The sequence below is a fragment of the Cupriavidus sp. 96C5-1 genome (assembly GCF_057798855.1).
On the sequence record NZ_JBYOJU010000021.1, the window covers coordinates 69,261 to 91,612 of the forward strand.

The 22,352-nt window shown below is 66.1% G+C and carries 20 protein-coding genes; 10 read left to right on the forward strand and 10 right to left on the reverse strand.

Features of this window, described 5'->3' with window-relative positions:
* Nucleotides 1-59: 59 nt before the first annotated feature.
* Nucleotides 60-1,079: a DUF1338 domain-containing protein gene (locus tag AC3FOF_RS22230; protein WP_017231331.1), complete on the reverse strand. Its 1,020-nt coding sequence runs from the start codon at nt 1,077-1,079 to the stop codon at nt 60-62.
* Between the two features lie 134 nt (nt 1,080-1,213).
* Between AC3FOF_RS22230 and AC3FOF_RS22235 the strand changes: the two genes are divergently transcribed.
* Nucleotides 1,214-2,113 (forward strand): LysR substrate-binding domain-containing protein, encoded by a 900-nt coding sequence (locus AC3FOF_RS22235; RefSeq protein WP_488727806.1) that lies wholly within the window; start codon nt 1,214-1,216, stop codon nt 2,111-2,113.
* A gap of 11 nt (nt 2,114-2,124) precedes the next feature.
* On the opposite strand, the gene AC3FOF_RS22240 is transcribed toward AC3FOF_RS22235, so the two are convergent.
* Nucleotides 2,125-2,622 carry an Mpo1 family 2-hydroxy fatty acid dioxygenase gene (locus AC3FOF_RS22240; protein ID WP_488727807.1) on the reverse strand — a complete coding sequence of 166 codons (498 nt, stop codon included), beginning with the start codon at nt 2,620-2,622 and terminating at the stop codon, nt 2,125-2,127.
* 150 nt (nt 2,623-2,772) lie between these two features.
* On the opposite strand from AC3FOF_RS22240, the gene AC3FOF_RS22245 reads away from it, so the two are divergent.
* The gene (locus AC3FOF_RS22245; protein ID WP_276265199.1) at nt 2,773-3,483 is read left to right on the forward strand and encodes a Crp/Fnr family transcriptional regulator; all 711 of its coding nucleotides are present in this window, start codon (nt 2,773-2,775) and stop codon (nt 3,481-3,483) included.
* A gap of 80 nt (nt 3,484-3,563) precedes the next feature.
* Complete coding sequence (locus tag AC3FOF_RS22250) at nt 3,564-4,421, forward strand: arylamine N-acetyltransferase family protein (protein WP_276265200.1); 858 nt, start codon at nt 3,564-3,566, stop codon at nt 4,419-4,421.
* On the opposite strand, the gene AC3FOF_RS22255 is transcribed toward AC3FOF_RS22250, so the two are convergent.
* Nucleotides 4,418-5,203 (reverse strand): TraB/GumN family protein, encoded by a 786-nt coding sequence (locus tag AC3FOF_RS22255; protein ID WP_276265201.1) that lies wholly within the window; start codon nt 5,201-5,203, stop codon nt 4,418-4,420. The two genes, AC3FOF_RS22250 and AC3FOF_RS22255, sit on opposite strands and share 4 nt — an antisense overlap.
* Before the next feature lie 399 nt (nt 5,204-5,602).
* Between AC3FOF_RS22255 and AC3FOF_RS22260 the strand changes: the two genes are divergently transcribed.
* The 3 genes from AC3FOF_RS22260 to AC3FOF_RS22270 all read left to right on the forward strand — a co-directional run bounded on the left by AC3FOF_RS22260 (nt 5,603) and on the right by AC3FOF_RS22270 (nt 9,267).
* Nucleotides 5,603-6,367, forward strand: coding sequence for an SDR family oxidoreductase (locus AC3FOF_RS22260; protein WP_276265202.1), 765 nt, complete (start codon nt 5,603-5,605; stop codon nt 6,365-6,367).
* Nucleotides 6,368-6,531: 164 nt separating this feature from the next.
* A complete protein-coding gene (locus AC3FOF_RS22265; RefSeq protein ID WP_488727808.1) occupies nt 6,532-8,280 on the forward strand; it encodes a class I adenylate-forming enzyme family protein in 1,749 nt (582 codons plus the stop codon).
* A gap of 117 nt (nt 8,281-8,397) precedes the next feature.
* Entirely contained in the window at nt 8,398-9,267 is an 870-nt protein-coding gene (locus tag AC3FOF_RS22270; RefSeq protein ID WP_488727809.1) for an acid phosphatase, read from the forward strand.
* A 55-nt stretch (nt 9,268-9,322) separates the two neighbouring features.
* Here AC3FOF_RS22270 and AC3FOF_RS22275 read toward each other — a convergent pair whose 3' ends face one another.
* The 4 genes from AC3FOF_RS22275 to AC3FOF_RS22290 all read right to left on the reverse strand — a co-directional run bounded on the left by AC3FOF_RS22275 (nt 9,323) and on the right by AC3FOF_RS22290 (nt 11,610).
* A complete protein-coding gene (locus AC3FOF_RS22275) occupies nt 9,323-10,081 on the reverse strand; it encodes an SDR family oxidoreductase (protein ID WP_276265205.1) in 759 nt (252 codons plus the stop codon).
* A 59-nt stretch (nt 10,082-10,140) separates the two neighbouring features.
* Nucleotides 10,141-10,635, reverse strand: a complete 495-nt coding sequence (locus AC3FOF_RS22280) for a CreA family protein (RefSeq protein WP_051078461.1) — start codon at nt 10,633-10,635, stop codon at nt 10,141-10,143.
* A gap of 16 nt (nt 10,636-10,651) precedes the next feature.
* Nucleotides 10,652-11,137 (reverse strand): acyl-CoA thioesterase, encoded by a 486-nt coding sequence (locus AC3FOF_RS22285; protein ID WP_017226622.1) that lies wholly within the window; start codon nt 11,135-11,137, stop codon nt 10,652-10,654.
* A gap of 191 nt (nt 11,138-11,328) precedes the next feature.
* Nucleotides 11,329-11,610, reverse strand: a complete 282-nt coding sequence (locus tag AC3FOF_RS22290) for an HU family DNA-binding protein (RefSeq protein WP_017226623.1) — start codon at nt 11,608-11,610, stop codon at nt 11,329-11,331.
* A 631-nt stretch (nt 11,611-12,241) separates the two neighbouring features.
* Here AC3FOF_RS22290 and AC3FOF_RS22295 point away from each other — a divergent pair.
* Nucleotides 12,242-13,444, forward strand: a complete 1,203-nt coding sequence (locus tag AC3FOF_RS22295; protein WP_488727810.1) for an ammonium transporter — start codon at nt 12,242-12,244, stop codon at nt 13,442-13,444.
* Between the two features lie 251 nt (nt 13,445-13,695).
* On the forward strand, nt 13,696-14,526 hold the full coding sequence (locus tag AC3FOF_RS22300) for a mechanosensitive ion channel family protein (protein WP_017226625.1): 831 nt from the start codon (nt 13,696-13,698) through the stop codon (nt 14,524-14,526).
* 67 nt (nt 14,527-14,593) lie between these two features.
* On the opposite strand, the gene AC3FOF_RS22305 is transcribed toward AC3FOF_RS22300, so the two are convergent.
* Nucleotides 14,594-15,814 carry a Bcr/CflA family multidrug efflux MFS transporter gene (locus AC3FOF_RS22305; protein ID WP_017226626.1) on the reverse strand — a complete coding sequence of 407 codons (1,221 nt, stop codon included), beginning with the start codon at nt 15,812-15,814 and terminating at the stop codon, nt 14,594-14,596.
* A gap of 392 nt (nt 15,815-16,206) precedes the next feature.
* On the opposite strand from AC3FOF_RS22305, the gene AC3FOF_RS22310 reads away from it, so the two are divergent.
* Nucleotides 16,207-16,782: a hypothetical protein gene (locus AC3FOF_RS22310; RefSeq protein ID WP_276265208.1), complete on the forward strand. Its 576-nt coding sequence runs from the start codon at nt 16,207-16,209 to the stop codon at nt 16,780-16,782.
* 97 nt (nt 16,783-16,879) lie between these two features.
* Here AC3FOF_RS22310 and mdoH read toward each other — a convergent pair whose 3' ends face one another.
* Both mdoH and AC3FOF_RS22320 read right to left on the reverse strand, forming a co-directional pair.
* Nucleotides 16,880-19,408: a glucans biosynthesis glucosyltransferase MdoH gene (gene mdoH, locus AC3FOF_RS22315; protein ID WP_430869653.1), complete on the reverse strand. Its 2,529-nt coding sequence runs from the start codon at nt 19,406-19,408 to the stop codon at nt 16,880-16,882.
* Complete coding sequence (locus AC3FOF_RS22320; protein ID WP_488727811.1) at nt 19,405-20,988, reverse strand: glucan biosynthesis protein G; 1,584 nt, start codon at nt 20,986-20,988, stop codon at nt 19,405-19,407. The genes mdoH and AC3FOF_RS22320 overlap by 4 nt, the downstream gene beginning before the upstream one ends.
* A gap of 726 nt (nt 20,989-21,714) precedes the next feature.
* Here AC3FOF_RS22320 and AC3FOF_RS22325 point away from each other — a divergent pair.
* Nucleotides 21,715-22,107, forward strand: coding sequence for an RT0821/Lpp0805 family surface protein (locus AC3FOF_RS22325; protein ID WP_017230916.1), 393 nt, complete (start codon nt 21,715-21,717; stop codon nt 22,105-22,107).
* Nucleotides 22,108-22,352 lie beyond the last annotated feature (245 nt).

The following is a 22,352-nucleotide window of genomic DNA, read 5'->3' on the forward strand; positions in this document are numbered from 1 at the left end:
GCGAACGCGCACGGGAGCCGGCAGGCCGAAGCCGTCAGGATGCGCCAAGATTCGTCTTCTCAGCAGGCCGCCGTCATCTTGAAGATGCCCTGCGCGTTGCCTGCATCGAACGACAGGTCCAGCGTGCCGCTGGCGCCTTCCGCCGCAGGCACGAAGTCGCGGGTGATGAACTCGTAGAAGGAACCCGGCACGGTGCGCTTGACGGTGATGCCGCCGGCGCCGACAAAGCCGCGCTCCACCGGGTCCGCCTTGAATGCGGTCTGCAGGACCCGGCCCGAGCGCGACACCTCGACCGTATCCTTGATGGGGCGGCCCAGGCTGCGCTGCGCATCGGCCACGGCACGCACGTCCGCCACGCGGTCGGTGGCGTGGTTGAAGGCATTGCCCTCGGTGGAAATCCAGGCCATCTCGGCCGATTCTTTCAGCAGCAGTTCGTAATCGGCCAGTGCCGGCTCGGCGTGGTGTCGGGCAAAGCAGGCCGCCAGTTGCGGTACCAGGCGCGCGGCATCGGCCATCGGCAGGCTGCCATCGCGTTCCAGCACGGCCAGTTGCACCACGGCATCCTCGCCCAGGGGATCGGTGGATTTCGACACCACGCGCGATACGGCCGCCTGGAAATCGGCGCTGAAGCGCTCCGGGTGCAGTTCGCTCAGGAAGTACTGGGCGATGTCGTCCGGCAGGTCGGCGTGCGCATAGGAGCGGCCGGTCATGCCGATGCGATCGAGCGGATAAGTGCCATTGAGCCGATAGCCCAGGGGCCCCAGGATGCGGGTAAATGCGATCTCGCCGGATGGCAGGTCGCCGCAATCCCACTTCACCGTGCGCAGCGCGCCATGGTCGAACACCACCTGACCGCCCGCCTCGATCACGTCGCGGGTATAGGCCATGCCGGTCGGCACGCGCTCGAGGATGCCGGCAAACAGCACCATGTTGAGGGCCTGCGCCACTTCGGCGCGGCTGGCCCGATCGCTGCTCGAAGACAGCAGTTGCGGCGAAACATTCATCAATTGCAGCAACTCGGCTGCCTGGGTTTCGCCACAAACGGTCTCGAGAAGGCGTTGCAGGTTCGGCTTGTTCATGGTCAGTACGCTGGAATTCGTTTGTTTTTCGGGGATGGCGGGAGCCGATGGCCGCCCGGCGGGTCTTATTGTGAGACCGGGGCAGACTTCGTACAATTGATAACTTCGCACCAACTTCCTTCCAAAACCGCACTATGCGCAAAGGCATTCCCAGTCTTACCGCGCTGCAGATGTTCGAGGCGGCGGCACGCCTTGGCAGCTTCACACGCGCCGCCGACGAGCTCGCGGTAACCGAAAGCGCGGTATGCCGGCAGATTGCCGGCCTGGAGGCACGCCTTGGCGTGCCGCTCTTCCACCGGATCCGCAAGCGCATCGCGCTCACGCCGGCAGGCGGGACCTATGCCGAGGAAGTACGCGAACGGCTCGACCAGATCGAGCAGGTCACGCTGGATGTGATGTCCCAGCGTCCGCGCGGGCGCGCCATCGAACTGGCGATCGGGCCGACCTTCGCCAGCCAGTGGCTGATCCCGCGCCTGCCGCAACTGGCGCGCGCCCTGCCCGACCTGACGCTGCACCTGTCGGCACGCACCGAGGCGTTCGAGCTCAGCGATACCGCCTTCGATGCCGCCATCTATTACGGCGAAGGCCTGTGGCCTGGCACCGAGGGCCAGCGCATCCTGCAGGAGGGCCCTTCGGTGCCGGTATGCAGCCCGTCCCTGCTGGGGCGCCGCAAGCGGCTGGACCTGGCGCAACTGCTGGAACTGCCGCTGCTGCACCTGAACACACGGCTGCGCGCCTGGAGCGACTGGCTTGCCGCGGCGGGCGCGGCGCTGCCGGCGCAAGCCTTGCGCGGCCCGCGCTACGATCTCTATACGATGCTGGCGCAGGCGGCCGCGGCCGGCATTGGCGTGGCCCTGATCCCGCGCATCCTGATCAGCGAGGAACTGGCGCAGGGCCGGCTGGTGGTGCCGCTATCCACGTTGCCGGCCGGGATCGACAACCGCAAGGCTTATTACTTCGTGCACCGGCGCGGCCTTGCGCCCGACGACAAGATCCTGCAGTTGCGCGACTGGCTGCTCGCGCACGGCGCCTAGCGCCCCATCGGTCAATGCGCGTGGGCGCTGACAGCGTCGCGCGTATTGCGCGCCAGGCCCAGGGCAAAGGCCGTTTCGGCAACCAGGAAGAGCGGTCCGACCAGCAGCCCGGCCAGGTCATCGACAAAGGCCGGCTTGCGGCCTTCGTAATAATGTCCGATGAACTGGATGATCCAGCCGGCCACGAACAAGCCGATGCCCCACGCCAGCCACGCGCCGGTGGAAAGCGCCGCGAGCGCGCCACCGAGATAGACGAAGCCTGCCAGGATCAACGCCATCGCCAGCCCGAAGCCGGCGGACAGGCGCAGGTAAAACAGGCAGGACAGCGCATACACCACCATCGCCGGCGTCATATAGGCCGAGCCATCGCCGAGCGGCATGGCCGGACGCCCCAGCAGCGTGGTCACCGCCAGCACGATCATGGGAATCCCGATGAAATGGGTGAGTACATTACGCGGGTCGCGGTGATAGGCTGCGTAGTTCGCCAGGTGGTCGATCAGTGTCTTCACGGGGGGCTCTCCTGCCGGGGCGTGGTTGCGATGGCGGCATCTCGTGGCCGCGTCTTGTGGCACGTCTTGTGGCCGTATAGTAATGGTCAGGAAAATGCCCGTCTGTCCGGTTTTTGACAGTCCAGGGCAGCATCGATGCAGGAGACAAAGATGAGCGCAATGCCCCGCGCGCGGCAGGAGCCGGCGCCCGATCCGCTGCGCGTGTTGCGTGGCGGCAGCTGGTTTGGCTCCCTGCCCGCTCCGCTGCAGCTAGTCCTGCTGCGCGATGCCATCACGCGCAAGCTGTCCACCGGCCAGCTGCTGTTCACCCGCGGCGACGCCTTCGACGGCATCTATGGCGTGGTTGCCGGCACGCTGCAGATCGATGCCCACAGCGCATCGGGCAAGGCGGCCTTGCTCGGCCTGCTGGAGCCGGGCAGCTGGTTTGGCGAGATCTGCCTGTTCGACGGGCTGGCGCGCACGCACGACGCCCGCGCCACCAGCGCGGCCACCGTGCTGCACCTGCACAGCGACAAGCTCTACGCCATGCTGGCCGCGCATCCGGAATGGTGGCGCGAATTCGGCAAGCTGCTGGCGGCCAAGACCCGCGAGGCCTTCCATTACGTGGAAGAAGCGCAGTTGCTGCCGCCGCTGGCGCGTACCGCGCGCCGGCTGGTGGCCATTGCCCAGGCCTATGGAAACCTGCCCGGCCTGGAGCGGCGCTCCGTACACATTCCACAGGAGCAACTCGGCCAGATGCTCGGCCTCTCGCGCCAGACCGTCAACCAGGCCCTGCGCGAACTCGAAGCGCGCGGCCTGCTCCAACTGCACTACGCCGACATCGAACTGCTCGATCTGCCGGCATTGCTGGCGGTGGCCTGAGCGCACCGCCTCCTTCAGAACGTTGGAAGTTCAGCCGGTGCCGGCAGCAGAATGGCACCGGCACACAAGCCATCGCCGCCATGTCCATACTCGACAGCACCCGCCTGCAAGCCTACCTCGACCGCATTGGCCATGCGCCGCCCGGCCAGCCGGACCTTGCCACGCTCGACAGCCTGATCGCCGCGCACCTGGCGCATATTCCCTTTGAAAATATCGATGTCCTGCTGCGGCGCCCGATCCGCATTGGCCTCGACGCGGTCTTCGACAAGCTGGTGGTCAATGCGCGCGGCGGGTACTGCTTCGAGCAGAACACCCTGCTGGCGGCTGCGCTTGGCGCCCTTGGCTATGCCGTCACCCTGCTCGCGGCGCGCGTGCGCTGGCATGTCCCCGACGATGTGCCGACCATGCAATCACATATGCTGTTGCGCGTGGAAGCGGCGCATCACAGCTATATCGTCGATGTAGGTTTTGGCGGGCCTACGCCCTATCGCGCCATGCCGCTGCCACCCGCGGGGGATGCGGACGCGTCGTTCCCATACCGCCTGGCGACGGTGGAGGCGCCGGGCGCCGCCTTTCATCTCTACGACCTGGAAGTCCGCGGCGCGGACGGTTGGCTCAAGCTCTACCGATTCGATCTTTCGCCCCAGCAGGCAATCGACTATGAGCCCCGCAACTGGTACACCTCCACCCATCCCGACAGCCTGTTCCGCAATGCGCTGACCGTGGCGCGCTCGCAAGACGATCGCCGGCTCACGATGATCAACGGCGACTTTGCCGTGCGCGCCGGCGACGGGAGCGTGCAGCGCCGGCAACTGGCCACCCCCGCCGAGATCATCGAAACGCTGGCGGACAGCTTCGGCCTGGCGCTCGACCGCTCCGGCCAGGAAGATCTGGCGCTGCTGTTGCCGCCGCTCATGCAGGCACGGCGGACAGCCTAGGCATCGACGCCGGAGAGCGCGGGCCGGACCTCGAAACCAGCCGCCGCGAGTAGCGCCGGCAAGCCCGTCTCGCCCACCAGGTGCAGCGCGCCCGCTACGATCAGGGTGGGCACGCGATCCGCCGCCAGCGCCAGGATCTTCGGCAGCCATTGCCGGTTGCGTGCGTCGACCAGGGCCGCCAGTGTCTGCGGCCACTGCTTGCGGCGCTGTGCAAGCAAGGCGGCGAACGGCTCGGCGCGGCCTTGCCGCCACCAGCGCACCATATCGGCCGGTTCCGCGGCGGCAAGCCCGGGCTGCCCGGCGAAGAACATCAGCATCGCGACCTGCTCGGCCAGCGGTACCGCCTGCAGCATGCGCAGCGCTTCGTTGCCGTCCTCCAGCCCATCCGTAAGCCGGCCATCGGCGGCTGCCCGCAGCCACAGATAGCGGTCGACGCCATGCTCGGCCAGGATGCCGTGCCGGGCGGCCAGCGCGAACTGCAGGTGCATCGCCGCAAACACGGGCCGCAGGCGCTCCAGCTCCGCGACGGGCAGGCCATGACCAAGCCACAGCGCGCGCACCTGCTCGAACGCGGCGTGCGGCAAGTGCCGGCTAAGCTGATCGCCATCCGGAAAATAGGCGGGCCCCGAATCCGGCGCCTGGTCCAGCGCTACCTCGAACACAACGCGCGCCGCCGCGCGGTATGCCTGTTCCGCGGCAGGATCCAGCGCCGACAGGGGCGCATCCAGGACGTGGATCGAGCCGAGCAGGGAGACCTCGGTGTTCCTGATCTGCCAAAGCATGAAGCCTGTTCCTTCTTCTATCTTGTCTGTTTTGCCGATGCGTGCGGCTTTGCCGGCCTGTCCACCAGCGGCGAGACCGATGCGCCGCAGCAAGGATACCCTTTCCCGCCTCACAGGCCGACATCATGCACCGCGTGAATTGCCAACAGAAAAAACTCTGATAAGCCCGGCGGCCCGCCTATTTGTGTGTGGACTGAGCGATCCTGCCCAACCATAATGTACCGGGCGGTAGAACTGCCAAACCTGGCAGCGCCAGCACGCACCGGAACGCGCAGCAAGTACCGCTGTGCAGCATGTAGCATTCAGCACGGCGATTGCACCCACGTTTCGACAGCGTATTCACAGAACATCCGGTCCCGCCCCGCGAGGACCCGGACACCAGAACACCAGGAGACACGCATGTCATTGTTCGATCTGAGCGGCAAGGTTGCCATCGTCACCGGCTCATCGCGCGGCATCGGCCGCGCCATTGCCGAGCAGATGGCGGTTCAGGGCGCCAAAGTCGTGATTTCCTCGCGCAAGGCCGAGGCCTGCCAGGAAGTGGTCGATGCCATCAACGCAAAGCACGGCGCCGGCACCGCCATCGCCGTGCCCGCCAATATCTCCTCCAAGGAGGATCTCCAGCGCCTGGTCGACGAGACCAACCGCACCTTCGGCAAGATCGACGTGCTGGTCTGCAACGCCGCATCGAATCCGTACTATGGCCCGATGAGCGGCGTCACCGACGAACAGTTCCGCAAGGTGCTGGACAACAACGTAATCTCCAACCACTGGTTGATCCAGATGGTGGCGCCGCAAATGATCGAGCGCAAGGACGGCTCGATCATCATCGTGTCGTCCATCGGCGGCCTGCGCGGTTCGCCCACCATCGGCGTGTACAACGTGTCGAAGGCGGCCGACTTCCAGCTGGCGCGCAACCTGGCCGTGGAATTCGGTCCGCACAATGTGCGCGTGAACTGCATCGCCCCCGGGCTGATCCGCACCGATTTCGCCCGCGCGCTGTGGGAAGACCCGGAGCGCTACAAGCTATCGACCCAGGGCGCACCGCTGCGCCGCATCGGCGAGCCGGTGGAGATTGCCGGTGCCGCGGTGTTCCTGGCCTCCAGTGCCAGCACCTTCATGACCGGCCAGGCCATGGTGGTGGACGGCGGCGTCACGATCTGAACCGCGCCACACCTGCTGTTCCCTTACGGGGCGCGCTCAAGGCCTGAATCCTGACCGCCGGCGTACCGGGCCCGCACGCATTGCCGCCAAGGCGCGTGCCGGCCCGGCGCTGCGCCGTCATGCCTGAGCGGCGCCTATCCTGCCATGCAGTCAGGGAGGCATCGATGTCGAACCATACGCAAACCGCTTCGGCCTGGCCGGCTATCAGCCTGGCCGAGGCACACGCCCGCCTTACCGCACCCGGCTCGCCTTTCGAAACCGAAACGCGCGTGATCCGGGGCATTTCCACCACGGTCTGGAAAAACGCGCCGCCCACCCTGCGCGAGCTCTTCCTGCAGGCCCGCGCGCAGGGCGACAAGACCTTCGTGGTCTACGAGGACGAGCGCGTCTCCTATGACGCATTCGCCCGTGCCGCACTGACCATCGCCCATGCGCTGATGCGCGACGGCGTGCGCAAGGGCGATCGCGTCGCGCTGGCCATGCGCAACCTGCCCGAATGGCCGGCGATCTTCTATGGCGCCCTGCTGACGGGCGCCATCGTCACGCCGCTCAATGCATGGTGGACCGGGGCCGAACTGGAGTACGGCCTGGCAGACTCCGGCAGCAAGGTCGCGCTCGTTGACGACGAGCGCCTGGGCCGCATCCTGGAGCACCTGCCGGGCTGCCCCGCGCTGGAGAAGATCTACGTCAGCCGCGCTGCCGCGCCCCACGGCGACACGCGCATCGCCGCGCTGGAAGGCCTGATCGGCACGCCGGACCAATGGGCCTCGCTGCCCGGACTGCCGATGCCCGAAGTGCCGCTCGACGCCGATGACGACGCCACGATCTTCTATACGTCGGGCACCACCGGCAAGCCCAAGGGCGCGCTCGGCACCCACCGCAACGCCGCTTCCGTGGCTGTCGCCAGCGCATTCAGCCCCATGCGCAACTGCCTGCGCCGCGGCGAAGCCATTCCGGCGCCCGACCCCGCCGCGCCGCAAAAGGGCATGCTGCTGTCGGTCCCGTTCTTCCACGTCACCGGCTGCATGGCGGTACTCAACGGCGCACTGGCCACCGGCGGCAAGATCGTCCTGATGCACCGCTGGGACGTGGTGCGCGCCATGGGGCTGATCGAGCGCGAGCGCTGCACGGCGGCCGGCGGCGTGCCGACCATCGCCTGGCAGATCATCGAGCATCCGGAACGCTCGCGCTTCGACCTGTCCTCGCTGGAGAACGTCAATTACGGCGGTGCGCCGGCGTCGGCCGAACTGGTGCGCCGCATCACGGAGGTGTTTCCGCATTCGGCCCCGGGCATCGGCTGGGGTATGACCGAGACCTCCGCCACCTTCACCAGCCACAGTGCAGAGGAATATGTGGAGCGCCCGGAAAGCGGCGGCCCGGCATTGCCCATCGGCGAAATGAAGGTCGTGGACGGACGCGGCCGCACCCTGCCCACCGGCGAGACCGGCGAGCTGATGGTGCGCGGCGCCAACGTAGTGCGCGGCTACTGGAACAAGCCGGAAGCCACCGCGCAGACCTTTATCGGCGGCTGGCTGAAAACCGGCGACATCGCCAGGCTGGACGAGGAAGGCTTCGTCTACATCGTCGATCGCATGAAGGACATGCTGATCCGCGGTGGCGAGAACATCTACTGCATCGAGGTGGAAAGCGCGCTCTACGATCACCCGGCGGTGATGGACGCGGCGCTCGTCGGCATCCCCCACCGCACGCTGGGCGAAGAACCCGCGGCCGTGGTCAGCCTGAAGCCAGGCGCGCAGGCCACCGAGGCGGAATTGCAGGCTTTCGTGGGAGAACGGCTGGCGGCGTTCAAGGTGCCGGTGCGGATCGTTTTCTGCCCCGACATGCTGCCGCGCAATGCCAACGGCAAAATCCTCAAATCGACGCTGCGCAAGATGTTTGAAGCGGCTGGCTGAGCGTTTACCTGCGTCTTGGCCAGCCGGCATTGCAATCCGGCCGCGGTGAGCGGGAACGCGGCGGCCGGGCTCACCGGTACCACGCCGGTCCGGCGGGGATCACAGGAAACCAGACAGATGCAAGCAAGTCATTCACCCAGGTATCGCATGCCGCGCCCCGGCCGGCCTGCTGCCTTGTCCGCCCTGGCCGTGCTGCTCGCAGCCGGCTGCGCCAGCCAGGAACCAGGCAGCGCGGCAGCGCCCGTGCCGGAGATCCGCCCGGGCATTCTCGCCGGCTACCTGCCGGCGCAGGCACGGCCCGACAGCCTGCGCCTGGTGCCGCCGCCACCGGCGCCCGGCTCGGCCGCGCAAGCCCTGGACGACGAGATCGCGCGGGGCAACCTGCCCCTGCGCGGCACTCCGCGCTGGCAGCTGGCGGCCAGGGATGCCAACCTGAAATTCCCGCAGGCCGCCGATGTCTTCTCCTGCGCGCTCGACGCACCGGTATCGCAGGAACAGACGCCCAGGCTCTATCTGCTGCTGCGCCGCACCCTGGCCGATGCGGGATTGTCGACCTATGGGGTGAAAGACAAATATGCGCGCGCCCGGCCCTTCATGGTCAACCATCAGCCGACCTGTACGCCGGACGAGGAGGCCAAGCTCGCCAAGGATGGGTCCTACCCTTCCGGGCATAACGCCGTGGGATGGGCATGGGCGCTGATCCTGGCCGAAATCGCACCCCAGCAGTCCGATGCCGTGCTGGCGCGCGGGCTGGCCTATGGGCAAAGCCGGCTGGTCTGCAATGTGCACTGGCAAAGCGACGCGATGCAGGGCCGCATCATGGGCGCGGCCGCCGTGGCGCGCCTCCATGCCGACCCCGCCTTCCGCGCCGACCTGGCGGCGGCCAGCTCGGAACTGGCTGACGTCCGCGCCAAGGGGTTGAAGCCCGCCGGCGACTGCCGGGCCGAACGCGAAGCGCTGACGCCGCCGGTCAGGCAAGCGCCATAAGCGCCATAGCGCCGTGTGGCAACCACCTTGCCCGCGCAAGGTGGCCGTGCGGCATTCAGCCGCGCCCGACGAATGGCATTTTGGTCGCCATCACGGTCATGAACTGCACATTGGCGTCGAGCGGCAGGTTGGCCATATGGACCACCGAACTGGCCACGTGCGCCACATCCATCAGTGGCTCCGGCGCAATCTCGCCATTGGCCTGAGGCACGCCGCGGGCCATGCGCGCGGCCATGTCGGTGGCCGCGTTGCCGATGTCGATCTGCCCGCAGGCGATATCGAAGGCGCGGCCATCGAGCGAAAGGCTCTTGGTCAGGCCGGTGATGGCGTGCTTGGTCGCCGTGTAGGGAAGCGTATTGGGGCGCGGCGCGTGCGCCGAGATCGAGCCATTGTTGATGATGCGGCCGCCGCGCGGGCTCTGCGACTTCATCAGCGCAAAGGCTGCGCGCGAGCACAGGAAGACGCCGGTCAGGTTGGTGTCCAGCACGGCCTTCCATTGCTCCACCGGCAATTCGTCGATCGGCACTGCCGGCGCATTGATGCCGGCATTGTTGAACAGCACGTCGAGCCGGCCAAACGTTTCGCGGATCTGCGCGAAGAGATGTTCCACCGAGGCGGGATCGCTGACGTCGCACTGCACCGCCAGGGCCGTATGGCCATCGGCCCTGGCTTGCGCCACCAGCGCCTGCAGCGGCTCGGCGGTGCGTCCGGCAAACACCACGCGGTAGCCCGCCGCCAGCAGCGCCTGTGCCACCGCCTTGCCGATGCCGCGCGCGGCGCCTGTCACCAGCGCAACCTTGCCTTGCTCGCTCATGCTGTCTTCTCCTGGATATCGTGGTTACGGGGGATTGCCTCCCCCCTTGGCTGCCCGCCTTACTTGACCGGAATCGGCGTGCTCGCCGCCACCGGCACTGCCGTCACGCTGTTCTGCGGGCTGCCGGAGACAAGCCGATCGGAGTAGGTCAGATAGACCAGGGTATTGCGCTTGCGGTCGACCGTGCGCACCACATGCAGGGCCTTGAACAGGATCGACATGCGCTCGGAGAACACATTGTCCTGCTGGCGCAGTGGCCCCTTGAACGAGATCGGCCCCACCTGGCGGCAGGCGATGGACGCTTCGGGCGGATCCTCGGCCATGCCCAGCGACCCTTTGATGCCACCGGTGCGGGCGCGCGATACGTAGCATGTCACGCCGTCGACCAGCGGATCGTCATAGGCTTCGATCACGACCTTGTCCGAACCGGTCATGCGGAAATTGGTACTGACGCTGCCGATCTCCTCGGCATGCGCGGCAGGTGCCAGCAAAGCCAGGGGCACCAGGGCGGCCGTCAGCAACCCGGCGGGCCTGCGAAAAAAAACGGTCTGCATGAATGCGTGCCCCACCTCAGGACACCTTGCCCGTGATTTCGTCGTGCCGCTTTTCCATCTCCTGGCGCAATTGCCGGCGCAGCTGCGCCGCCGCGAAGCGCTGGCGCTCGACTTCGTCGCGCGGCTGCAGGGGCGGGACTTCGGCCGGAGCGCCATTGTCATCGACGGCCACCATGGTGAAGTAGCAGCTATTGGTATGGCGTACCAGCTTGCTGCGAATGTTCTCCGTAATCACCTTGATGCCGATCTCCATGGAGCTGCGGCCGGTGAAGTTGACCGCCGCCAGGAAGGTCACCAGCTCGCCAACATGGATAGGCTGGCGGAACATCACCTGGTCGACCGAAAGCGTGACCACATAGCGCCCGGCGTAGCGGCTGGCACAGGCATAGGCCACCATGTCGAGGTACTTGAGGATGGTGCCACCGTGTACATTGCCTGAGAAATTGGCCATGTCCGGCGTCATCAGCACGGTCATGGAAAGCTGGTGGGACAGGTCGTTCATGATGGAATCCGGAATCTGGGGGCTATCCGGCGGACCCGCGAAGCGGATCGAAAGACTGGCGCCGACGTCCTGCAGTTTAACCCGGAACGACCGCCGTGCCTTGCACCGCAGCACGTCCCGGCGCGCGCTGGCGCCAATAAAAAAGCGGCCTTTCGGGCCGCCCTTCCATCTGCGCTCACAGCGCGGACTGATTACTTCTTCTTGTTCACGGCGTCCTTGAAACCTTGGCCGGCAGAGAACTTGACTGTCTTTGCGGCCGGAATCTTGATGGTTTCGCCGGTACGCGGATTACGGCCGGTACGCGCGGCGCGCTTACCCGAGCTGAAGCTGCCGAAACCCACCAGCGTTACCGAATCACCCTTGGCAACCGCCTTCTTAATGTTGTCCAGAGCCGCATTCAGCGCCCGCTCTGCTGCAGCATTGCTCAGTTCCGCGTCAGCGGCGATGGCAGATACCAGTTCACCTTTATTCATGGCTGATTTCCCTTGTTGGTCGTCTTGATCGGAGTGTCTGCCACACGGCAAATTACCGATCGGCGCAGTCTAATCTGCGCTTTACGCATTGGGCAATCCCCAGTGGCACCAATGCAACGAAAAAAGCCGCAAATCCTTCAGTCAAGCGCCTTTGCGGGGAATTTACCCGCCTGTTCCCCGCTTTCAAATGCGCTGGTCGACGGTAGCAGTGAATTCGAACAGCCGTACGCGGAGGAGGTGTCGCGCGCCACGCAGGGGCGGCCCCTGCGATCGCCAGGTCGATGGAAGCAAGCGGCATCGAGGTGGCGCCGAGACCGCTTGCCGGCATGCGCAACGGCGGCCCGATTTTTGGGCAAAGCCGGTTCTGGCGTCCCATTATGGTGCATGACAGCACGCCCGGCACGCCCCAATTCGGGGCTTTTCTCCATTTTGGCGCGGCTCGATGCCTGGTGCCCTCTCGTCCGCTATCGGGATTGCGACACATGCATCGCCCGGACAACCGTGCCGTTGCCGTGGCCGGCGCGACAATCCGGTGCAAAACCCACCAAGGCGGTGCATATTTTTCATGGTCACGCCCCAGTCTGGAATACTTTTTGCGTGCCAGTGCTCCCATTTTGAGCATGAGGATTGTATGGACAACTGGAAGAGCGGCACCGATGCCCTGTTCATCCTGCTAGGGGCGATCATGGTGCTTGCCATGCACGCGGGTTTTGCATTTCTCGAACTCGGCACGGTGCGCAAGAAGAACCAGGTCAATGCCCTGGTCAAGATACTGGTGGATTTCGCGGTTTCGACCATCGCCTATTTCTTTATTGGCTACACCGTGGCCTATGGCGTCGAATTCATGACCAGCGCGCAGACGCTGGCGCAAAGAAGCGGATATGAGCTGGTGAAATTCTTTTTCCTGGCGACGTTTGCCGCCGCCATTCCCGCCATTATTTCCGGTGGGATCGCCGAGCGCTCGCGCTTCAACCCTCAATTGGTGGCGACCTTCGTCCTGGTAGGCCTGGTTTACCCCTTCTTCGAAGGCATTGCCTGGAATAACCGGTTTGGCGTGCAGGACTGGATCGCTTCGGTCGCGGGTGCGCCCTTCCATGACTTCGCCGGTTCGGTCGTGGTTCATGCGATGGGCGGCTGGATCGCGCTGCCAGCGATCCTGCTGCTGGGTGCGCGCCGCGGGCGCTACCAGAAGGATGGCCGCATCAGCGCGCACCCCCCGTCGAATATCCCGTTCCTGGCATTGGGCGCCTGGGTGCTGGCGGTTGGCTGGTTCGGCTTCAATGTCATGAGCGCGCAGACCGTGGACAAGATCAGCGGGCTGGTCGCCATCAACTCCCTGATGGCCATGGCGGGCGGCACCCTGGCCGCGTGGGCGGCGGGCCGCAACGATCCCGGTTTTGCCTACAACGGGCCGCTGGCCGGGCTGGTGGCGGTATGCGCGGGCTCGGACCTGATGCACCCGCTGGGCGCGCTGCTGACCGGCGCCGTCGCCGGCGTGCTGTTCGTATACCTGTTTACGCTGGCCCAGAACAAGTGGCACATCGACGATGTGCTGGGCGTATGGCCCTTGCACGGGCTCTGTGGCGCCTGGGGCGGCATCGCCGCCGGCATCTTCGGCAGCCAGGCGCTCGGCGGTATCGGCGGTGTTTCCCTGGTGGCGCAGGTCCTGGGCACGCTGCTTGGCATCGCGATCGCCCTGGCCGGCGGAACGGTGGTCTATGGCACGCTGAAAAAGGTGGTCGGTATCCGGCTCGACGCCGAATCCGAATACAACGGCGCGGACCTGTCCCTGCACCGCATCTCCGCTACCCCGGAGCGGGAAACCAACTGGTAAGGCATGGCGCGGAGGGAGGCATCCGCTCGCTGCCCGTCCCCTCTCCCGCGCACTACCCCGCGCCCGCCGGCAGCAAGCCATGCGCGCGGGCGCGCCCCGCGCCCGCCGTCCATTTTGTGCTTGAACTTCCGCTCGCTGCGTAGCAATAATCCGTTACCCGCCTTTGCGCCATGCCCCCCCAAACGCGCCCGGGCACCCGCTGCACGATGTTCGTCGCTTGCGAACCTGCCGAGCCAGGAAGGGAGACCCCGATGGATGCCACAACGCTGCAGAAGCTCCAGGACGTAGTCGTCGCCTATGCGACGGAATTCGGGGTCAAGATCCTCGCCGCCCTGGCCTTCTGGGTGATCGGCCGCTGGCTGATCCACTTCGTGGTGAGGATGGTGCAGGGATCGCTGTCCAGGCAGAAGGTCGATCCCACCTTGCTGCGCTACGTCGGATCCATCGTCACGGTCACCCTGAATATCGTGCTGGTGATCGGCATCCTTGGGTATTTCGGCATTCAGACCACCACCTTCGCCGCGCTGATCGCGGCAGCCGGCATCGCCGTCGGCATGGCGTGGTCGGGGTTGATGGCCAACTTCGCCGCGGGCGCCTTCCTGGTGGTGCTGCGCCCCTTCAAGGTCGGGGATTTCGTCACGGTGGCAGGGGTGACCGGCACCGTCAGGGAGATCGGCCTGTTCGCCACCACCCTGGATACGCCGGACAATGTCCTGACCGTGGTCGGCAATAACAAGATCTTCTCGGACACCATCCAGAATTTCAGCGCCAATGCCTACCGCCGCGTCGAACTGAAAGCGCAGCTGGCCGGCAGTACCGACCCCGCAGCGGCGGCCAGGCTGCTCAAGGAGCGCCTGGCTGCATTGCCCAACGTGCTGGCCGAGCCGCCGCCGGACGTGGAGATTCTCGAGTTCACGCTGGTCGGCCCCGTGCTTGCGGTCCGCCCGTACTGCCATACGGATCACTACTGGCAGGTGTATTTCGATACCAACCGGGTCATCCGCGAGAGCTTTGGCGAGGCGGGTTTCTCCGCTCCGATGCCGGCGCAACTGGTGGTGTTGCAGAACAGCCCGGCCGCCTGACCGTGTCGCCATGCGGTAGCCCTGGCCCGCTTCGGCGGGTCATCAGGCGAGGCCTTCGCAGCGACAGTCAGCCCGCGCCCTGGGCGGTGGCGCCGGCATGGCCGAAGACCCGCATCAGCACGGCGCCCAGGCCGCACGCCCCCATGACGACTGCCAGCGGCAATGCCGTGCCGTCGTGCCAGAAGCTGACCGCGGCGCCCGCCAGCGTGCCCAGGGAAAACTGCAGCGTGCCCATCAGCGCCGAAGCTGTCCCGGCCCGATGGCCCTGCTGGGCCATGGCCAATGCCGATGCATTGGGCAGGATGCAGCCCAGGCTGGCGATAAACACGAAGAACCCCGCCAGCAGCACCGGCAACGGTGCCACCCCGGCCAGCACGGCCGCGGCCAGTGCCAGGCCTGCCAGGCAAGGCGCCACCAGGGCGCCGCGCAGCACATGGTCGAGCGTACGGTTGCGCACCAGGCGCGCGTTGAGCTGGGACATGGCGATCAGGCCCAGCGCGTTGGTGCCGAACACATAGCCGTAATGGGAGGGATCGATGCCATGCAGCTCGATCAGTACGAACGGCGAACCCGCGATATAAGCGAACATCCCCGCCTGGGCACACCCTGCCGACAGCGAATAGCCCACGAACCCCCGGTCGCGCAACAGTTCTCCGTAGTTGGAGAGCACATGCCCCAGATGCAAGGGCATGGCCTTGCCGTGGTCGAGCGACTCGTCCATATGCCGGTGGACAAACCACAGGATCAGCAGGCTGGCCCCGCACAACAGCCAGAAGATCGCGCGCCAGCCGAACACACCGAGCACGGCGCCGCCGATGATCGGCGCCAGGATCGGCGCCAGACCCATCACCAGCATCAGCGAAGAAAAGGCGCGCGCGGATTCGTGCGCTTCGAGCCTGTCGCGAATGACCGCCCTTGCCATCACCATGCCTGCGCAGCCGCCCAGGGCCTGCAGGAAACGCCACAGCATCAGCCCATCGACGTCGCGGGCCAACGCGCAGCCGGCCGCCGCAAGCGCATAGACCAGCAGGCCGGCATACAGCGGCGGCTTGCGTCCGAAGCGGTCGCTGATCGGCCCATAGAAGGCCTGCCCCGCTGCCAGCCCCACCAGGAAGGTGCCCAGCGTGAGCTGCACCCGGCCGATATCGACCCCGAGATCCGCTGCCAGGGCGGGGAAACTCGGCAAGTACATGTCGATCGAAAGCGGGGCCAGCGCGGTAAGCGAAGCGCATACCAGGAGCCAGAGCGGAAAGCGCGCGGCCTGTGGCGCGCGGGTAGAGCGGGTCATCGAAACATCCTGAGGAACAACAAGGCAGCCGGACCCGCGGGGGGAACCGCCACCGGCGCCGGTTGCGTCAAAAATCTGAAAAGCGCAAGTGTCGCGAAAGGCGTAATTGTTGCATAGCGTAACAAGCCGCGCACTCGGCCCGCCGTGCGGCGATGATGCTGGCGCGTGCCCGGCCGGGCACGCGCCACTGTGATGAGGCACCAGGCGATGCCAGCGCGTGCCGGCGGCTTCCGGTCCGGCTTCGCCGCGGACCGCTGGCGAGCATGGCTTTCAACGGCAGCAAGGCCGAGGGTACAATGCCAGCCTGTCGGCCGCCTGGGGCGGACGATCACGCAGCCCGACGCACCGCGGGAACCTGGCCAGCGGCAAGGTTCCCGGCAACGTTTTCCTGCATGAGAACAAGACACACACTGCTTTCTGCTTTGCTTACCCTGGCCGCCGGCGCGGCCAGTTGGCCGTGGGCGCAGTGCGCGCACGCGGCACCGCCGCTGGCCAAGGCCGCCGCATCCGCCCCGGTCGTGGTGGATGAAGCCGATGCGCTGGCGCAAATGCTCAAGGGCGCCGCCACCGGCCAGAATACCGGTGCCGCCGGCGTGCCCGAACTACTGCGCAACACCGCGCGGCCGGACAATATACTGGCGCGCGCCTGCCGCCAGCTCAACGATGCGCTGCCCATCGAGATCGATGGCGAGACACGCCTGCGCCGTTGCCAGTCGGTCCCGGGCAAACACATCCTGTTCCAGCTTGAACTGACCAAATATCGCGGGCCCATGCTGGACCTTGCCAGCTTCGAGCTCAGCTACGCCGCGCCGTTGCAGCGTAATATCTGCGCAAACCGCGACGTCGAGATCCTCACCAAGCTCGGTGTGACCATGATGTTCCGCTATATGACACGCAACGACCGCCGCGAGCGCCGGGTCGGCGATGTCTATATCAACGCGCCGATCTGCTCTTCGGCGCTCCGCTAGCCAGATCCCTTCCGGGCCTTGCCCCGCAGCACCGGTACCCTGCGCGGGAGCGGGGCCGGCCCCGCTCCCGCGCATCCGGCCATCCAGCCATGCGGCTTCAGGCGAGCCGCGGACGCAGCGGCACCACGTTGGCTGCGCGCCGTGGCAACACGCGCGTTTCCTTCCATGCCGGGTGCGCCAGCGCGGAACCCCAGGCCAGTTCATGCAACCGGGCCAGCGCGAACGGATCTCCCAGCAGCAGATGCTTCTGCGCCGCGCTGAGTGCGTCCGGGCCCGCGGTCAGGGCTTGCTGCACCAGCGCCGCATGCTCTTGGCGCGTGGCCTCCGGCTGCACCAGGCGGGCCGAGGCGGTGGCGCACATCAGTGCATTGGTCACGGGATCCACCACGGCATCGATGAATGCCGGAGGCTCGCCAGCGGCCTCCACGTGTTTCTGCATGGCCGCCATCTCGCGCGGCAGCGTGGCCTCTTCCGGCGTCACGAACAGCCGGGCACGGCGCAGCGCGCGGCCAAGCGAAACCCGCGACAGCCATACCGACAGCGGAATCGAGAATGCCAGCGAGCCGACGATCGGCAACAGCCACCAGACGAAATTCGGGTCCAGCCACAGCACCAGCCCACCCCAGGCCAGGCCTAGCAGGGTATGCATGCCGTGACGGCGGAAGGCTTCGCCCCAGGTGGTCTCCGCATCCTCGCGCGGAGGCGATTTCCACGTAATGCCCCAACCGCTATACGCGGCCACCACGAATTTCGTGTGGAACAGCATGCGCACCGGCGCCAGCAAGGCCGACATCACCACCTCGACCAGCATCGATGCCACCAGACGCAGCGGGCCACCATAGTTGCGCGAATCCTTCATCAGCAGCAGCACGCTGGCTATCTTGGGCAGGAACAGCAAGGTGGCGGTGGCCGAGAAGAGCGCCAGCGCCTTCTCCGGGTGCCATTCGGGCCAGGTCGGGAACAACTGGTAAGGCTGGGTGAAATACTCCGGCGGTACCAGCGCATGCTTGGCCAGCATGATGGTCGACAGCACCAGGAACAGGAACCACAGCGGCGCCGACAGGTAGGCCATGACACCGGTGAGGAACACGGCACGGTGCACCGCATGGAAGCCCTGCTTCATCCACAGGCGGAAGTTCATCAGGTTGCCCTGGCACCAGCGGCGGTCGCGCTTGACCTCGTCGAGCAGGTTCGGCGGCAATTCCTCGTAGGAGCCCTCCAGGTCGTACGCAATCCATACGCCCCACCCTGCCCTGCGCATCAAGGCGGCCTCGACGAAATCGTGCGACAGGATTTCCCCCGCCAGCGGCCCCTTGCCGGGCAGCGGCGCCAGCGCGCAATGCTCCATGAAGGGCTGGATGCGGATGATGGCGTTGTGGCCCCAGTAGTGCGATTCGCCAAGCTGCCAGTAATGCAGGCCGGCGGTAAACAGCGGCCCGTACACGCGCGTGGAGAACTGCTGCACGCGCGCATACATGGTCTCGCGGCCAACGGCCAGCGGTGCGGTCTGGATGATGCCGGCACCCGGGTTGCCTTCCATCAGCCTGACCAGCGTGGTCAGGCATTCGCCGCTCATCACGCTATCGGCGTCCAGCACTACCATGTAGCGGTAGGCGCTGCCCCAGCGTCGGCAGAAGTCGGCTACGTTGCCGGTCTTGCGCTTGACGCGGTGACGGCGCCAGCGGTAGAAGATGCGGCCGAAGCCATTGACCGCACGGCAGGTTTCCATCCAGGCATCGGTCTCCGCGGTGCGAAGGTCCGGATTGCCGCTGTCGGACAGCACGAAGAAATCGAAACGCGCCAGTTCCCCGGTGCGTTCCATCGATTCGTAGGTCGCGCGCAGGCCGGCAAAGACCCGGTTCACGTCTTCGTTGCAGATCGGCATGATGACCGCGGTGCGCGCCCCTTCCGCGATGGGGCCATCCAGCGCCGCCGAACGCGAGATCAGATGGCGGTCGCCGCCCTTGGCCAGCACCAGGAAGCCCATCATGGCGGTCCAGAAGCCCGCCGACACCCAGGAGAAGAGAATGGCGAAGAGCGCCAGTATGGCGATCTCCAGCCCGTCGGTGCCGTGATAAGGCAGCACCTTGGTCATAAAGTAGGTGGCCAGCGCGGTCTGCCCTGTCACCAGGCCCAGCAATACCCAGCGGCGATGCGCACCGGCCGGATGCCACTTGCCCTCGGCGTCGGGGCCGTCATGCAGGGTGTCCCATGTTTCCGGCGCCGGCGGCCGGCCGAGCACGCGCCGGCCAAGGTTGCGCAGGAAGCCGCTGACGATATGCGGAGGCCAGGCCCGCGGCACCATCGAGGCACGCTCGGGAGCCGGGCCCGTATCGATATGTACCGTGCCATCGGCACGGCGCTGCACCAGCGGTTCGCCCGCTACGTGCGGCGCGCCGTAGGCCAGGTTGAGGCGGCGCCCCACCGAACCGTAGGCAGCGCCGGCCGGCACCTGGGTGCCGTCCTTGCCCGTTAGTGTTTGCTGCAGCAGATGAATGGCGGACTCCGGGTCGGCGCCGCCGCTGGCGGCGACGCTATTGATCAGCTCGCGGCGCTGGTCCGGCGAGACCGGCACGCGATCGAGATAGCGCTCGCACGCCGCCGCCGGGGCGGCGTGCCGCTTCAGCCTGGGGGTAAGATGTAGCTCCACGTCTCGGATAGGGTTGTATTGCCGTTGCGAAGATAGCCGCGCAATTCGACCGGTTTGTTCTCGTCCTTGCGGCGCACGATCATGGTCATGCGCCAGCCGCCGGTTGCCTCATTGCGCTGCGTCGAAGTGTTCAGCAGCTCCCCGTTGCTGTCGGCCGAAATCACCGGATCGATCCGGGTATTGGCAGCCAGTTTCTTGAAGGCCGGGCCTTCAAAATCGACGACCAGCGAAAAACTGGTGTCGTCCTGCTTGCGGCTCAGCCCCTGGCCACGCCGCGTCTGTGTCACCCACGACAGCGGCGGCTGTTTCTCGCCGTCCTTCTGCCACAAAAGGCGATACTCGAAATCGAATGGCTGCTTGGGCTTCGGCGGGCTGTCGGGCACCCAGAAAGCCACGATGTTGTCATTGGTTTCATCCGGGGTCGGGATCTGCACCAGCTCGACCCGGCCCGACCCCCAGTTGCCCTTGGGCTCCACCCAGGCACTGGGCCGGCGCTCGTACCACGCGCCGATTTCCTGGTAGCTGCTGAAATTGCGATCCCGTTGCATCAGGCCGAAGCCTTGCGGGTTGGTGGCCGCGAACGAGGTCACCAGCAGCCGCTTGGGGTTGACCAGCGGACGCCACAGCCATTCGCCCGTGCCAAGCTGCACCGAGAGGCCATCGGAATCGTGGACCTCGGGCCGGTAGTCCGGCACCGGCGACGGCTGGTTCTCGCCAAACAGGTACATGCTGGTGAGCGGCGCCAGTCCCAGCTTGGTGACGTTCTCGCGCAGGAACAGGCGCGACTTCACTTCCATGACCGTTTCCGCCCCCGGCCTGATGACGAAGCGATAGGCCCCGCTCATGCGGCGCGAATCCATCAGCGCATAGATGGTCAGTTGCTTGTCCGCCGGCGAAGGCCGCTCGATCCAGTACTCCACGAAGCGAGGAAACTCCTCGCCGGAGTTGAGAGCCGTATCCACCGCCAGGCCGCGTGCCGACATCCCGTACCACTGGTCCTTGCCAAGCGCACGGAAATAGCTGGCGCCCAGGAACGACGCGACTTCGTCCTTGCCCTTGGCATTGTTGAGCGGATAGAGCACCCGGAAGCCGGCGAACCCCAGTGTCTTGAGCTTGCCGGCGTCGAGCTTGTGCGGTCCATAGTTGAAGGCGGCGGGATCGAAGCGGATTTCCCGCGAACTGCCGCTCACTACTTCATTGATGCGCACTGGTTGGTCGAACACCATGCCTTCGTGGAAAAAAGACAGCTCGAACGGCAGCTTGGCGTTGCGCCACTGGAAACGCTCGGGCTTGTACTCGATCTCGCGATAACGCTCGTAAGGCAGCTCTCGCAGCTCCCGCGGCAGGTTTTGCGCGGGTGCCTTGTAAGGGCTTGCGGCGAGCTGGCGCGCACGTACCGCCACGGTGTCGAAGTCGAACGCATGAGCGGCCACTGCGCACACCGCCAGCAGGCCGCCGCACAACCATCGGCCCAGGCGCGCGCCGCCAGGAATGGCATGGGCGGCAGAGTGGCGTTGGACAGGTCTGGCGAACGGCAAAGTGGCGGTTTCGGACATAGATGCCAGTGGCAGGCAGGATTAAGCAATGGGGATCGACAAGGCTCCGCAGCAAAAGGCGGACCACCAATCGACCTGGATGAAAGAAGCAACGGTGGCATGCTGGCAAGGCGGCCCCGGAAGGGTCTCGCGGCGCATTGTTTGGACCGGGTGCAAAATGTGTATCGGGTTTGTTGCAATGCGCAATAGGACCTTAACAATTCGAGCCTAGAAAGTCACGTTTCGATCGCGCAACGTTTGCAACAAATTGAAACCCCAGTCGCCTGAAAGCCGCTTTCCGCGCGGCTCTCGGGCCGGTTCGTCACATTGGGGCAGCCGCAGGATTTCGGCTGCATGCCGGGCAGTGCACCCTCCCCGATTGCCGCCATTTCTTCAGGTGTTTTTCCCTGGCAGCGCCAGGTAGCGTGGCAAGCCCGTGGGCACATGTCGAGCGCACATCGGGTGCACATCGGCCTAGACCGCTTGCCGCGCTGTTCAGCTTGGGTGCGACAAGCTGATCTGCAAAGCTAGGCGATGGAATTGGCTTCGTCAACGCGCGCCGCGCGTATGCAGGCGGCACCGAAACGGCGCATCGCGCACCTGCGAAATCATGCACTGCACACGAATCAAGCTTGTAACATGCAGCATGTGACGGGGGCGGAGCCCCGTGCCGGCGGGATGTTGCCTGGCATCGATTGCTTGCCCGCGTGTTTCCCGACTTTCGAGTAACGCTATCAGAGGATTTCCATGACGCCACGATTCAAGCTCCGCCACGCCCTTGCATGCACCGTCCTGTTGGGCAGCGCAACGTCCGCGCTGGCCTATTTCGACCATTTCCTGAGCGGGACGATCATCGGCACCATGAGCCAGAAGGAAGCCGCGTCCTATGCGCAAACGGTGAAGAAAGCGATCACCGCCACCCCCGAAGGCGAAACCCTGCAGTGGACATTCGCTGCGGCCGGCCGCCGGCAGCAGATCGACGCCACCGTGACGCCAGTGCGCAGCAAGACCGACCAGGGCCAGTCATGCCGGCAACTGAAGACCGAACTCAAGCGCGGCAGCGATCAGGAAAACTGGAGTGGATGGTTCTGCAAGCAGTCCGACGGCCAATGGAAATCGCGCAAGGTGGCGGACGATTAAGGCAACCAGCGGCAGGAACGCGAACCAGACCGGCAAAACACCCCAAAAAAAAGAGAGGCCGCAGCCTCCCCATCAGGTTCCGCCTCGATGCCAGCCCCCGGGATGGCGCACGGCGCCACTGGCGATCGGTACCCGCGCCGCGGGGGGGGGGGGGGGGGGGGGCGGGCCCCCCCCCGCCGGGGGGGGGGGGGCCCCCCCCCCCCCCCCCCCCCCCCCCGGGGGCCCGCCCGCCGGCCCCGCCCAAC

Excerpts from the sequence above, each read along its gene's own strand:
- AC3FOF_RS22230 (WP_017231331.1), bottom strand. The coding sequence starts at position 1,079 with ATGAACAAGCCGAACCTGCAACGCCTTCTCGAGACCGTTTGTGGCGAA.
- AC3FOF_RS22235 (WP_488727806.1), top strand. The coding sequence starts at position 1,214 with ATGCGCAAAGGCATTCCCAGTCTTACCGCGCTGCAGATGTTCGAGGCG.
- AC3FOF_RS22245 (WP_276265199.1), top strand. The coding sequence starts at position 2,773 with ATGAGCGCAATGCCCCGCGCGCGGCAGGAGCCGGCGCCCGATCCGCTG.
- AC3FOF_RS22250 (WP_276265200.1), top strand. The coding sequence starts at position 3,564 with ATGTCCATACTCGACAGCACCCGCCTGCAAGCCTACCTCGACCGCATT.
- AC3FOF_RS22255 (WP_276265201.1), bottom strand. The coding sequence starts at position 5,203 with ATGCTTTGGCAGATCAGGAACACCGAGGTCTCCCTGCTCGGCTCGATC.
- AC3FOF_RS22260 (WP_276265202.1), top strand. The coding sequence starts at position 5,603 with ATGTCATTGTTCGATCTGAGCGGCAAGGTTGCCATCGTCACCGGCTCA.
- AC3FOF_RS22265 (WP_488727808.1), top strand. The coding sequence starts at position 6,532 with ATGTCGAACCATACGCAAACCGCTTCGGCCTGGCCGGCTATCAGCCTG.
- AC3FOF_RS22270 (WP_488727809.1), top strand. The coding sequence starts at position 8,398 with ATGCAAGCAAGTCATTCACCCAGGTATCGCATGCCGCGCCCCGGCCGG.
- AC3FOF_RS22275 (WP_276265205.1), bottom strand. The coding sequence starts at position 10,081 with ATGAGCGAGCAAGGCAAGGTTGCGCTGGTGACAGGCGCCGCGCGCGGC.
- AC3FOF_RS22280 (WP_051078461.1), bottom strand. The coding sequence starts at position 10,635 with ATGCAGACCGTTTTTTTTCGCAGGCCCGCCGGGTTGCTGACGGCCGCC.
- AC3FOF_RS22285 (WP_017226622.1), bottom strand. The coding sequence starts at position 11,137 with ATGAACGACCTGTCCCACCAGCTTTCCATGACCGTGCTGATGACGCCG.
- AC3FOF_RS22290 (WP_017226623.1), bottom strand. The coding sequence starts at position 11,610 with ATGAATAAAGGTGAACTGGTATCTGCCATCGCCGCTGACGCGGAACTG.
- AC3FOF_RS22295 (WP_488727810.1), top strand. The coding sequence starts at position 12,242 with ATGGACAACTGGAAGAGCGGCACCGATGCCCTGTTCATCCTGCTAGGG.
- AC3FOF_RS22300 (WP_017226625.1), top strand. The coding sequence starts at position 13,696 with ATGGATGCCACAACGCTGCAGAAGCTCCAGGACGTAGTCGTCGCCTAT.
- AC3FOF_RS22305 (WP_017226626.1), bottom strand. The coding sequence starts at position 15,814 with ATGACCCGCTCTACCCGCGCGCCACAGGCCGCGCGCTTTCCGCTCTGG.
- AC3FOF_RS22310 (WP_276265208.1), top strand. The coding sequence starts at position 16,207 with ATGAGAACAAGACACACACTGCTTTCTGCTTTGCTTACCCTGGCCGCC.
- AC3FOF_RS22320 (WP_488727811.1), bottom strand. The coding sequence starts at position 20,988 with ATGTCCGAAACCGCCACTTTGCCGTTCGCCAGACCTGTCCAACGCCAC.
- AC3FOF_RS22325 (WP_017230916.1), top strand. The coding sequence starts at position 21,715 with ATGACGCCACGATTCAAGCTCCGCCACGCCCTTGCATGCACCGTCCTG.